We start from the raw sequence: 13202 nt of genomic DNA on the forward strand, positions 1-13202 counted from the left end.
TGAGGATATTTATGAAATTATATCAAAGGTTGCTCAATTATATTGAAGCGAATCGAAAGATGAGTATTTATATTGTCAGTAGTACACTGCCTATGCTTATTATGCTGGTTGTGTGGCTATGCATAGGTATATATCCTTTTGGAAGCAAAAGTCTTATGGCGGTTGATTTTGGACAACAGTATATTAGTTTTTATGGTTTTTTGAAATCAACGATTCTTTCAGGGGATTGGTCTGGATTCTTGTATTCCTTTACTAAATCGTTAGGAGGGGATATGCTCGGAGTATTAGCCTATTATTTGCTAAGTCCTTTCAATCTTATTTATGTCATTACTCCATTAAGTCAGTTTAGTTTAGCAGTATTTTTAACCATTTGGCTCCGTTACGGAGCGATTGGGATGAGTTTTGCATATCTTCTTATTAAGCGTTATAGAGGCCTTGATACTACTGCATGGCTGGTGCCACTTATGTCAACAGCCTATGCATTATCTGGTATGTTAGTTTCTTATCAGATGAACCCAATCTTTTATGATGCAATGATTATGTTGCCACTAGTGATCGTTGCACTAGAGGAGTTATTGGATGGTGGTAAGCCGTTTCGTTATATATGGACTTTGGCGCTGACCATCTTTACTCAATTTTACATGGGTTACATGATTAGTCTCTTTGTTGCCATGTATGCCTGCTTTTATGTATCCCCTCGCTTATCAATTGTTGGGGATTGGAGACAGAAATTACGTAATTTCTTTTCCCCTCTTTTGAAGGCTTTTATTTATTCTGTCATAGGAGTGGGGTTAGTAGCTGTATTGCTCTATCCGGTGGTATTAAACCTTATGCAAAGTAAGGGGCAAGTAGGCTCGGGTATGGAGTTTAGCTTTGCTTTACAAATTAATCCTTTCGATATTTTATCAAAATTGACCATTGGTGGTTTTGATACGAGTTCTGGTTGGTCAGCAGGACCTAATTTGCCAAATATTTATATTGGGGCGTTAGCTTTGTTTGGTTTTATTCTTTATTTTAGATTTGCTGAGACGCATCGTAATCAAAAAATCGGCGCCTGTATTATATTGGCAATCTTTTTCATTTCCTTTATTAATGAGTTTGCTAGTAAGATTTGGCATATGGGGCAGAATCCCGCAGGTTTCTTTTTCCGATTTTCTTGGATTTTATCCTTTTATATGATTTTGCTAGCGTTTCAAACCTTTAAACAAAAGCCAAAGATTTCATACAGAAGTTTTATCATTGGACTTAGTATACTTATCGCTGCAGCAGTTTATGTTCTGAGTCAAAGCTATAGCTATATTTCTAAAGTGCAACCTATGATTGTAACAAGTTTTGTTCGACAATATTTGTTATTGATTCTGTGTTTTGTGGTTTTATTAATAGCGGGAATACTTTTCTTCTGTTGGAAAAAATGGCAGTGGTCTCAAAAAAAAGTAATTGGTTTTACGGGTATTTTGACAATTGTAGGGATGACGAGTATCATCCTATTACAACAAGGGTATTTTCTGACTCAGGTAGTATTGACAGTTATTGTCTGGATAGTAATCTTATTATCTTTTTGTTTACAGCAAAATCGTGTGACGTGGACAACATTGATTATAGCTACTATTTTTGAACTTGGGTATAATGCGTATTTATCTCAGTCAACTTTTTTCTATGCAGATGCTTATAAATTTAGAGATGCAACAATATCTGTTAAGCGTGTGACCGACAGTATCCGAGACAATACTGAAACTAAGTTTTATCGTATAGGCTCAAGTTTTTCTTATTCAAAAACGACACCAACATTATTATCTTATCCAGGATTAAGTAGTTTTAGTTCTAGTTTGGAGCGTTCAACAATGGATTTGTTTTCTTATTTAGGTGATGTGGGTGTAAATGCTGCTACTCAGTATGCTAACGGAACAGCACTGACAGATGCACTTTATGGCGTACGTTATTATATGGATATCAAAGAGTATACACAAGAAGAAGTTGAAAATAATCCACAAAAAATGTACTTTACACGCCATTCAAAACGTTTTGATCTCGCAGAATATTATACAAATGCAGTCTATGAAGATGGTCGTTACATCGTTTATGAAAATCCGAACGTTTTCTCAATTGCTTTCGGAACTAACACACTTGTTCAAAATATTAAGTTTGGTTTCAATAATCCTGTAGCAAACCAAAATATTATTCTTAATTCTATGGCGGGAGATACAAAAGACCAAGTTGGCTATTTTCAAACTTTTGGTTTTTCGGGATTTGAAACACAAAATATGGAAGAGACAACAAATGATAAAGGGGAAATTATTTATAATCGAATTGATAAAAATCAACCTGGAATTATTCGTTATAAAATTATTCCTAAGAGTAGCTATACTTATTACTTCCTAACCCCATATCTTTTAAACCAAGCAGAAGGTAAACTTTCAATATTACTTAATAATAAATGGTTAACGAATCAAAAGAGTTTTTCTCAGAGACAACTTTGGCAACTCACTTCAAATACTGAAGGGCAGGAAACGGTTCTGGAATTGCGATATTCAATGGATAATGTCAGTTTAAATGGAGCAGGGCTTGTGCGTGCAGACAACGATGCGATTAAGCGGGTGTTGGCAGAGCGTTTGAAACAGAATATGACGGTTACAGAATGGTCAAATACATGTGTTAAAGGAGTGGTAAATATTACTGATGATAGTAGTATAATGATGACCACTATTCCCTATAGTAAAGGGTGGACAGTAAAGGTTGATGGGAAAGCTGTCATGACTAAGAAAGCGTGGAATAGCTTGTTATCGTTTCCGATAAGTGCAGGGAAACACACTATTGAGATATCTTTCTTTCCACAAGGATTATTTATAGGAGCCATGTTGAGTTTAGTTTTTTTAGGTGTCGTCATTGGTCTGTATTATAAAGATAGAAAAAATATGGACTGTTAGGAGGATGTAATAAAGGTGGGAAAAAGCTATCTGCTGATGAGAAGGTTCTTTAAATCCGAAGTTTTCAAATACTTATTTTTTGGAGTTTTAACAACAGTTGTTTATATTGTTTTTAGAGAGTTTCTCTTTATTTTAATGCATAATATAACAACCTCTGTTTTAGTGGCTAATGTAATAGCTATTGTTTTTGCATTTTTTGTGAACGATTATTTCGTATTTGAGCAAAGAAGAAGTGGTTGGGCAGGGCGATTTGTTAAATTTTTTCTAGCAAGGCTAACTACTCTTGGTTTGGATATGCTTTTGGCTTTTCTTCTTATTGAGCAATTTCCAGAAATTATAGGTCAGTTTGTCCAATATGATTTTGTATGGATTAATAGAATTGAAATGTATTTATCTCAAATTCTTATTATGTTATCGAATTATCTTATTAGTAAATTACTTGTTTTTATAAACCATAAATGATATTCTCGAGGAAACGTCGACATAATAAAGATTTATGGGATTGTAGGAAAAACTATACTTAACAAAAATCAAAAAATAATAAACTCACATCTATCTACCTACGCTAAGAAATGCAAAAAAGTTTGGAGATTGGATTTGCAAAGCCAATCATAGCAGGAGATTAAAAGGTCTGAGGATGCTCAACAACTAGAAATGAAAACTTGTTGATGAACTTGTCAAGTCCTTTACCACAGTCAGGTTGGCAATAAAACTTGCGAGGCAAGTTACTTATGCAAAGTACTGCAAAGCGAACTAGCTGAGTAATCAAAGATAAATTGAATAACAATACCACTGGCTAAAAAATCAGAATAAACGCAAATAGAAAAAAGGTCTCATAGTCGAAATGACTTTGAACCTCTTTTTCTATATACTCCGTTACAGGACAGTTACGTGATTATAAATATTCTGAGCGTTAAATTGAATATACGAGAAACTTTCAACAAGAGGTATTGCTATCCTTTATCATGTTGAAAATTGATAGGAACAAGTGAAATAGGCGAAACAGTATCATTTTCTCTACGTTTTGTATAACGTTTTCATTTTTTTCAGGTAGTTTTCTGGTTTTTATATAATCTTTTTCTAAAGTTGGTTTTTGAGTTATTTTTTTGTGCTATACTGTTACTACGTTTCCGATAGGAGGAAGCAAATATCTATACAAAGGAGATGTTTCATCATGAAACATATTGTAACAAAACGTAATTATAAAGTTGGCGCATGCGCTATGGCACTTGCATTGTTGATGACTACTGCAGGTGGTGCAGTTGTAAATGCAGAGCAACGTCTTAATTCACAATTTGGTTTTGAACAACGTGACGAAGTGCTTCTAGAAATAAAAGGACCTAAACAGTCTTTCAATGAAGGAGGGGTTGGAAATTTAGAGTCTATCAACTCACCTATGCCTCAAGTAGCCCCTTCTGTACAAAAATCATCATGGTTTGGTTCATTTTGGGGTGGTGTAAAAACATTCTGGAATGCATTATGTTGTTCTGTGGGACTAACTGGGCTCAAAGTTAGTAAGTAACATAGAGTTATAATCTTGTAATATTTAGTCAATTAATTTGCAAATCCTTCATACTTCACTAACTTTCTTAAATTTTTTAATTTTCTATATATTACCCTCTTAGAAATCTTTTTCATCTACACATTTATAACTTTAATAATATAACTCGAATTAGTATGCCCTCTATGAAAATAGAGGGTTTTAAACATTTTAGAGACATTTTTTCTTTATTACCACAATTATTCGAGACAAGATCCTTTTGAACCACAAACATTGCATGTGTATTTTTTATCTTTATATTAATATTTCCATATCTTGGAGTTTTATAGTTTTTTATCTAACCTTTTTCTAAAGTTGGAATTTGAGTTGTCTGTTTGTGCTATACTATCACTTGTAGAGACGAATATCGTATAAAGGAGATATTTCAACAATGAAGCAACTTGTAACAAAACGTAGTTATAAAATTGGTTTGAGTGCCATGGCTTTGGCCTTGCTAATGACCACTGCAGGTGGCGCAACTGCACATGCAAGTACGGAGACCTACAGTGTCGAAACCCGAGGTGATACCAAAGTGTATAGGCTGTTGGAAGCTCCAGCGGAGTCTTTTGCACAGGGGAGCATAGTTTTGAAACCTGTGAATAATTCTACAACTAAACCATCTGAAACCAAATCATGGTTTAATTCTTTTTGGAGTAGTGTAAAAACATTCTGGAAAGCACTCTGTTGTGGAGTTGGATGGTGTTAAGTAGAATGTTTACTATTTAGAGTTATATTCTTGTAATATTTAGTCAATTAAATTTGCAAATCCTTCATGCCTTCATTAATCTTTCTTAAATTTTTAATTTTCTATATATTACCCTCTTAAAAATCTTTTTCATCTATACATTCATAACTTTAATAATATAACTCAAAATAGTATGCCCTCTGTGAAAATAGAGGGTTTTAAATTTTTTAGAGATATTCTTTTTTTATTGCTTCGCTTATTCGAGACAAGCTTCTCTTGAACGGATCGTATCCTATTTCGGATTTTTATATTAATATTTTTATTTTTTGGAATTTAATGGTTTTTTATCTAATCTTTCTCTAAAGTTGGGATTTACGTTATTTTTTTGTGCTATACTGGCACTACATTGTCTAAAAAAGGGCGAATATTGTATAAAGGAGACATTTCAAAAATGAAACGTATTGTAACAAAACGTAGTTATAAAGTTGGTCTATGTGCTATGGCTCTTGCTCTTCTGATGAGCACTGCAGGTGGCGTAACTGCTGGTGCACAAGACTATCATGTCGAATCATCAGGTGCTCTTAAGCCAATTGGAAATGGAACGTTTATGAAAATGGAATACTCAGCTTTTCCTAAGGATACTCCTATTGAGAATAATGGGGTCAGTGGGTTGAGACCTATTCATAGTCAGAATGCTGATTCAGCTAATTCATCTGATTCTTGGTTTTGGAACTTATGGAAGAAATTCAAAACAGTTTTCCAATCATTTATTGAAAATGGGGTACGTCGTGGTTTTGGTATACAAAGATTATTTGGATTTAAGTAGTCAATAATTAAAGTGTTATTCAAATGTTCATAATCTTGTAATATTTAGCGCAATTAATTTATAAACCTTCACATTAAAAAACTAATACTTTGTAAAAGGAGACATTTCATGAAACGAGCTAATTCAAAACTGGCAGCTTTAACACTCATTACAACTCTCGCGGTTGCAACTTTTGCTAGCACAACCGCCTACGCGAATGATAATATTTGGGCAGGAGATCAGGCTGTGGCAAGAAATCACAAACCGATTACGAATGAGCAACTTCAAAAAACGATTGGAAATAAAAATCAAAATCATATTACGATACAAGCTAGATTTGGAGAGGATAAGATTAAAAGCCAAGGTATCAAGATTCTTGGACCAGTTGAAACACAACAGCCAAAGACTCCTGAAAACTCTTCATGGTTTTGGAAGCTTTGGAATCGTTTTACAACTTTTGTCAAAAGTATTTTTAGCTAAGATTTCTATTTTTCGTTGACTTCATATGGATAGAGAACAGTGGTTCATTTGAGTCTTTATTCAAATGAAAAGCGTATGAAATATTGGAGAGTTCTAGGCATCTAAACTAGAGATTGTGCATGAAATTATTTAATAGCCTCACATTTTTTGCGAATGAGATGTTGACACGAATTCCATATTTCTTGAGTCTCGGTTGTAATTTTTCTTAGATAGATTAAAGAGTGAAAAGTTTAGGATATTGTAATTGTTCTAAACTTTTTATATTGCATTGATAAAAAATACAGTCTTTGTATAACAGGTATATTCTTGTATTTTTTAGTGAAAAAAGAAATAAATTGACAAAATTATGGTAAAATATAGGTTGATTTAAAATTAATCATTTAATGAATGGAATGAGTTCGAAGTAAGTCAAGATTGACTAGACATTGTATTTAAAGCAATTCGCAGGAATAAGAGATGGAAGGAGATAGAACATGCAACATCCAGTTGTACGATTTATCTGTAGAACCCTGTTCTATTTTTTTATATTGTTACTACTTTTGTATCTGTATAGTTATTTAGACATTGGACAGGGAGGATTTATCTATAATGAGTTTTAAGGAGGAGAGTATAAAAATGATTAGTAGCATGTTAGAGCGGGTAGAGCATTTTGCAACAGAAAATCCTGACTACCCTGTTTACCATCATCTAGGACAGTTGTATAGTTATGGGGATTTAAAAGCAGATTCAGATTCTTTAGCAGCCCATATTGATAGTTTGGATTTACCAGCAAACTCTCCTGTCCTTGTTTTTGGCGGACAGGAGTACCAGATGTTGGCAATCTTTGTTGCCTTAACCAAGGCTGGTCATCCGTATATCCCTGTAGATAGTCATTCTGCTTTGGATCGGATTGAAGCCATTCTGGAAATAGCAGAGCCGAGTTTGGTGTTTGCGGTAGCAGACTTTCCGCTAGAGACAAGTTTGCCAGTGCTTGGTTTGTCTGAAGTTGAAGCCATTTTTGAGAAGAAATCGACTTATCAGTTGATGCATCCTGTAAGCGGAGATGATACCTACTATATTATCTTCACTTCTGGGACGACGGGTAAACCAAAAGGGGTGCAAATTTCGCATGACAATTTGCTCAGCTTTACTAACTGGATGATAAGGGATAAGGAGTTTGCGCTACCAGAGCGACCACAAATGTTGGCTCAACCTTCCTATTCGTTTGACTTGTCGGTTATGTATTGGGCTCCGACGCTTGCCCTTGGTGGGACCTTATTTGCTCTACCGAAAGAGTTGACTTTGGATTTTAAGACCTTATTTGCAGCTATTCAAACTTTGCCATTTAAGATTTGGACTTCGACACCATCATTTGTAGATATGGCCTTGCTATCTCGTGAGTTCGATGGGGAACATTTACCAGATTTGACGCATTTCTATTTTGACGGAGAGGAGTTAACTGTAAAAACAGCTCAGAAGCTCCGCGAACGTTTTCCAAAAGCTGTGATTGTTAACGCTTATGGACCGACCGAAGCTACAGTTGCCTTATCAGCAGTTGCCATCACTGATGAGATGCTGGTGAATTATAAACGTTTGCCGATTGGTTATACCAAACCAGACTCGCCAACTTTTATTTTGGATGAGGATGGTCAAGTAGTACCGAATGGTCAACAGGGAGAAATTGTTGTATCAGGTCCTGCTGTCTCTAAAGGCTATTTGAATAATCCTGAGAGAACCGAGGCGGCATTTTTCCAGTTTGACGGCTTACAGGCCTATCATACTGGGGATTTGGGTGTAATGACAGATGAAGGTCTGTTACTCTATGGCGGACGTATGGATTTCCAAATTAAATATAATGGTTATCGTATCGAGTTGGAAGAGGTTGCCCAACACTTAAATAAATCGACCTACATTGAGGCTGCGGTGGCTGTTCCACGTTATAATGCTGACCATAAAGTGCAAAATCTGTTAGCTTATGTTGTCCCTAAAGCAGGGATTATGGAGCAGTTTGATCGAGAGTTGGAGTTAACCAAGGTCATCAAGCAGGAGTTAAAAGAACGGATGATGGATTATATGATGCCTTCGAAGTTTATTTATCGAGATAGTCTTCCTTTGACTGCAAATGGGAAGATTGATATTAAGGGGTTGATTGCTGAGGTGAATGCTCAATGATGGAGTTTTTCAAACAGCTACCTCAGTTAGAGCCTTATGGAAATCCATTGTACTTTTTCTATCTAGTCTTGGCGCTAGTACCAATTTTTATAGGACTCTTTTTTAAAAAACGTTTCCCCTTGTATGAAACAGGTGTTAGTTTAGCCTTCATTGTCTTGATGTTTACAGGTACAAAGACAATGCAGTTGCTGTCTTTATTGGCCTATATTATTTGGCAGACAATGTTGATTTTTTTCTACAAGCATTATCGTCAACGGGCAAATCAAAGCTGGGTCTTCTATCTAATCGTGTGTTTAGCTGTTTTTCCGTTGACTTGGGTAAAGTTGGCACCGACTTTTAGTCAGCATGGGGCAATTTTCGGTTTTTTAGGTATTTCTTATTTAACGTTTCGGTCGGTCGGAATGGTGATTGAAATGCGGGACGGTTTACTAACGGAATTTAGTTTGGGGAGTTTTCTGCGATTTTTGCTATTTATGCCAACTATTTCGAGTGGTCCTATTGATCGTTATAGACGGTTTACGGAAGATTACAAACAAATTCCAGAGCGAACTGAGTTATTAAATATGCTCGATCAGACTGTGCATTATATTATGATGGGCTTCTTATATAAGTTTATTCTAGCCTATTTTATCGGGCATACTTTACTGGAGCCTTTAAAGGCAGTAGCCTTGGATCAAGGTGGATGGTTTAACTTACCTACTATTGGAGTTATGTATCTTTATGGTTTTGAATTATTCTTTGACTTTGCAGGCTATTCCATGTTTGCCATAGGTATTTCCAATCTTATGGGTATTCGCTGCCCAATTAACTTTGATCAACCGTTCAAATCGCGTGATCTTAAAGAATTTTGGAATCGATGGCATATCAGCTTATCTTTTTGGTTCCGTGATTTCGTCTTCATGCGTCTGGTTAAGACTTTGTTGAAACATAAGGTTTTCAAAAATCGAAATACGGTATCTAATGTTGCCTATCTGCTAAATATGCTCTTGATGGGCTTGTGGCATGGTGTAACATGGTATTATATTGCATATGGTCTCTTTCATGCTTTGGGGTTGATCATCAATGATGCTTGGATTCGTAAGAAGAAATCAATTAATTTAGCTCGAAAAAAAGCTGGGCAAGAACCACTGCCGGATAATCGTTGGACGAGTTTCGCTGGTATGTTTGTGACCTTCCATACGGTCATGTTCTCTTTCTTGATATTTTCAGGATTTTTAGATAAATTGTGGTTCAAGTAGACAATAGGTAACGATTGTATGAATCGTAGAAAGGAATATAAAATGGATGTAAAAGAAACAATATTGAATATTATCGAAGAATTATTTATGGAAGATGTATCTGAAATGATGGATGAAGACCTATTTGATGCGGGTGTTTTAGATAGTATGGGGACTGTAGAACTTATTGTGGAGTTAGAAAGTCGTTTTAATATTACAGTTCCAGTTTCAGAGTTTGGTCGTGAAGATTGGAATACAGCTAACAAAATCATTTCTGGTGTTGTGGAGTTGATGCATGCGTAAGCAATTGTGGCAGATTTTTGGGCCTGTGATTTGTGCAACGTTTTTAGTTATTCTCACCTTGTTGTTTTTCCCGAGTGCTTCTCGGCCAAATTTCAAAGAAGAAAAACAAGATGCAGTAGCATTGTCTTATATTAGTTTTAAGAGCAAATATAAGAAAAATAGGGCTCTGGGAGACAAAAATCATCGTTTTGTTCCTTTCTTTGGGTCAAGTGAGTGGTCACGTTTTGATAGTATGCATCCATCAGTGTTGGCAGATGCTTATCAGAGAGAGTATACTCCCTATTTGTTAGGACAACGTGGTGCAGCTTCGCTGACACAATATTTTGGCATGCAACAGATTGGGGCACATTTAAAAAATAGTCAGGCTATCTATGTTGTTTCTCCTCAATGGTTTTCACCAAAAGGGGCATCATCTAAGGCATTTGAACAATATTTTAGTAGTGATCAAGCCACTTATTTTCTGCAAACAAGTGCTGGGGATGACTATGATAGATATGCAGCAAAGCGTTTCTTAGAGCTTAAATCAGACTATAGTTTGACAGGAATGTTTCAAAAAGTAGCTAGTGGTAAGGAATTGTCGAAATGGGATAGAGAGCAGTTGATCTGGCAAGCCTATTTATTAGAAAAGCAAGATGCCTTATTTAGTCGCTTTGCTGATTCTGGTAGTAATTTAGGATTGGTAGAAACGGAAGCGATGAAACTTCCAGAGACTTTTTCCTATGACCGCTTGAGTAAAGTGGCTAATGAGGACGGGAGTCGTTCTACTCAATCAAATGATTTCCAAATTGATGATAGGTTTTATAGAAATCGCCTTCAGTCAAAAATCAAAAAACTCAAACAATCCCAGACAAAAATATCTTATCTGCAATCACCGGAGTACAATGATTTTCAGCTGGTTTTGAATGAATTTGCTAAACATCAGACTGATGTGCTATTTGTAATTCCCCCGGTTAATGAACGTTGGATGAACTACACTGGTCTCAATAAAGATATGTATCGGGCAACAGTAGCAAAGATTAAGTACCAGTTGACCAGTCAAGGTTTCAATCATATTGCTGATTTGTCGGAGCAGGGGGGGATAGATTATTTTATGCAAGATACGATCCACATCGGTTGGCAAGGCTGGCTGGAGCTTGATAAGTATATCCACCCATTCTTGACAGAACAACAGGCGCCTGTTCATTATCAGCTAAAAAAAGAATTTTTAACTTCCGAATGGGCTACGTACAAGGGAGATTTTAACCTATTTTTGAAATAGTTAGATACAGTTATAATAAAAAGCAAGAAGGCTTTGAATTAGGAAGTCTCCTTGCTTTTTTTGTTCTTTTACTGTAGTAAACTGAATGATTATATATCTTCTCCCAACAAACTTTGGTTGGCTTTGCGGAAGCGAATAACATGATAGGCAACCATAGCGTGTGAGAGCAGGTTTAAGATAACAAATAGTAGGATATTTGAATGACCATCCAGCAATAAGGCAACATTTCCAATTACTAAAATCAGACCGTAGATAAGAAGACCTTTCCTGCCAACTTGATGGACTTGTTGATTATAGAAGGAGGTCGAAAGGATACCACTATAGAAGAGAAGGTTTCCTACAATCAGCATGGGCAAGGTCAAATCATTATGATGACTAGGGAAAAGCTCCATTGCCACTGTGAAGAAATTCAAGCCAAGGACAATCACCAAGTGAGCGTATAGCAGAACAGTCGCATCTGCCTTACGATGATGGTCGATAGTGAGATAGGTCTGAGAAATATAGAAGATGAACAGAGTCGCCATTGCGAAGAAGAGGAGGATTCCTTCCAAAGGAAGTTCTAGAAGCGGGTAATTTTTGATAATAGCGATGACGGTCTCACCGAAAGTGATAATGGTAATCAGCTGGCAACGTTCCACCATGTGTGGGAAGTTGATGGGGTCATGACTCATTCTCTTTTGGAAGAAGAAGGAAATCAAGAAGGGAATGAAATAGACAATCAGCATCCGTTCATCATTGGTCCATAGCTTGAAGACGACCAACAAGGTTGCACCGGCAAAGACAGCAATATAAGTCGTCAGCATCTGCAAGGTTGCCTTAATGTCCTGATTGAAACCGATCCGTCTTCCTCTTAGGTAATATTGTAGGAGAATAATGACATAAGACAAGGTTAAAAAGGTGTTAAATGGCAGAGCTGTTTGTGCAAAATCGTTGCTAAAATTAAGTGACATATTTCCAATCAGATACATGGATGGAATAATGGTGAAAATATCCAGAAAATCCCGTTCGCCATATTTATTGAGATAGATGGTTTCATTCATCCACAAGGTCATGATAATCAAGTTTGCAGTGATAAATGTTGCAACTTCTTTAAAACCGATGTGGTCTCCATGTAGCAAGCCCGTCAGTGAAGAAGTAGCTAATACAAAGACCAAATCATAAAACAATTCATAATTTGACACACGTTTTGCCTTAATGTCAGACATTGTAATCTCCTTTTTCTGAAAATCTGAAATATTATACCACAGAAATTGTGAGGGAGCAAACCAGTTATTTTTGAAACTGATTTTCTGAAAATTGTGGAAAATGTCTGTAGGAGTTTTTCAATCATTGATTCTTTAGTGGATGATAAAATATTTATAATGGTACGATTTGTTCATTTTATGATATAATATCTAAGTCGCAATCACTAAACAGCGCAAGTTGGGAGGTGAGAACTTATGTTAGATAGTTTCCTGAAACTTGTTTTGCTACCGTTGTTAGTCAGCGTAGTTGCAGAACTTATTGCGGAGTGGCTAATCCGTAAGTGGCAAAACAAACGCGACAAGTAACTTAGCCTGCGTGCCTTGAGCAAGCACAAAAAACACCCATGGCTGCCACCATGGGTGTTTTACTTATGCTTAGTTTCCTGAACTTTTAAGCACAATGATTATAACATATGTGTCTTTAGTTTTCAAGTGTCCAGTCCAAGTCAGGGCCGACTGGGACAATACAGTAAATTCCCAAAGTAAGTTCTAGTCTGTCTTAAAAACTGGAAACTAGAATGAGACAAAGAAATAAGGTAGAACTTACTATGGGACAAGTTGGTAACCGACAATGAAAAACAAACACTTAACTCTC

The 13202-nt window shown here is 36.0% G+C and carries 12 protein-coding genes; 11 read left to right on the forward strand and 1 reads right to left on the reverse strand.

Annotated elements, in window-relative coordinates; all coding sequences use genetic code 11:
- Positions 1 to 11 precede the first annotated feature (11 nt).
- From pgfM1 to dltD, 11 genes are all read left to right on the forward strand, one after another.
- On the forward strand, positions 12 to 2924 hold the full coding sequence (gene pgfM1, locus ODU45_RS05385) for a glycosyltransferase PgfM1 (RefSeq protein WP_398580916.1): 2913 nt from the start codon (positions 12 to 14) through the stop codon (positions 2922 to 2924).
- A gap of 36 nt (positions 2925 to 2960) precedes the next feature.
- Positions 2961 to 3386 (forward strand): GtrA family protein, encoded by a 426-nt coding sequence (locus tag ODU45_RS05390; RefSeq protein ID WP_398580918.1) that lies wholly within the window; start codon positions 2961 to 2963, stop codon positions 3384 to 3386.
- 712 nt (positions 3387 to 4098) lie between these two features.
- Positions 4099 to 4446: an SSU0592/SSU0593 family protein gene (locus tag ODU45_RS05395; protein ID WP_105142650.1), complete on the forward strand. Its 348-nt coding sequence runs from the start codon at positions 4099 to 4101 to the stop codon at positions 4444 to 4446.
- Between the two features lie 409 nt (positions 4447 to 4855).
- Complete coding sequence (locus ODU45_RS05400; protein WP_105257264.1) at positions 4856 to 5170, forward strand: SSU0592/SSU0593 family protein; 315 nt, start codon at positions 4856 to 4858, stop codon at positions 5168 to 5170.
- 430 nt (positions 5171 to 5600) lie between these two features.
- The gene (locus tag ODU45_RS05405) at positions 5601 to 5975 is read left to right on the forward strand and encodes an SSU0592/SSU0593 family protein (RefSeq protein ID WP_024400405.1); all 375 of its coding nucleotides are present in this window, start codon (positions 5601 to 5603) and stop codon (positions 5973 to 5975) included.
- A 108-nt stretch (positions 5976 to 6083) separates the two neighbouring features.
- Positions 6084 to 6434: a hypothetical protein gene (locus ODU45_RS05410; protein WP_024400406.1), complete on the forward strand. Its 351-nt coding sequence runs from the start codon at positions 6084 to 6086 to the stop codon at positions 6432 to 6434.
- A gap of 473 nt (positions 6435 to 6907) precedes the next feature.
- On the forward strand, positions 6908 to 7033 hold the full coding sequence (gene dltX / locus ODU45_RS05415) for a teichoic acid D-Ala incorporation-associated protein DltX (RefSeq protein WP_002937209.1): 126 nt from the start codon (positions 6908 to 6910) through the stop codon (positions 7031 to 7033).
- Positions 7034 to 7049: 16 nt separating this feature from the next.
- Positions 7050 to 8585 (forward strand): D-alanine--poly(phosphoribitol) ligase subunit DltA, encoded by a 1536-nt coding sequence (dltA, locus tag ODU45_RS05420; protein WP_105139416.1) that lies wholly within the window; start codon positions 7050 to 7052, stop codon positions 8583 to 8585.
- Positions 8582 to 9823 carry a D-alanyl-lipoteichoic acid biosynthesis protein DltB gene (gene dltB, locus ODU45_RS05425; RefSeq protein WP_011922177.1) on the forward strand — a complete coding sequence of 414 codons (1242 nt, stop codon included), beginning with the start codon at positions 8582 to 8584 and terminating at the stop codon, positions 9821 to 9823. The genes dltA and dltB overlap by 4 nt, the downstream gene beginning before the upstream one ends.
- A gap of 42 nt (positions 9824 to 9865) precedes the next feature.
- On the forward strand, positions 9866 to 10105 hold the full coding sequence (dltC, locus tag ODU45_RS05430) for a D-alanine--poly(phosphoribitol) ligase subunit DltC (protein ID WP_002937198.1): 240 nt from the start codon (positions 9866 to 9868) through the stop codon (positions 10103 to 10105).
- Entirely contained in the window at positions 10098 to 11363 is a 1266-nt protein-coding gene (gene dltD / locus ODU45_RS05435; RefSeq protein WP_208571418.1) for a D-alanyl-lipoteichoic acid biosynthesis protein DltD, read from the forward strand. The genes dltC and dltD overlap by 8 nt, the downstream gene beginning before the upstream one ends.
- 89 nt (positions 11364 to 11452) lie before the next feature.
- Here the strand turns inward: dltD and ODU45_RS05440 are convergent, their stop codons facing one another.
- Entirely contained in the window at positions 11453 to 12568 is a 1116-nt protein-coding gene (locus ODU45_RS05440; RefSeq protein WP_398580917.1) for a low temperature requirement protein A, read from the reverse strand.
- Positions 12569 to 13202 lie beyond the last annotated feature (634 nt).

Origin of the sequence: Streptococcus sp. 2022WUSS135, assembly GCF_044427045.1 — a bacterium.
GTDB classification, from domain to species: Bacteria; Bacillota; Bacilli; order Lactobacillales; family Streptococcaceae; genus Streptococcus; species Streptococcus hashimotonensis.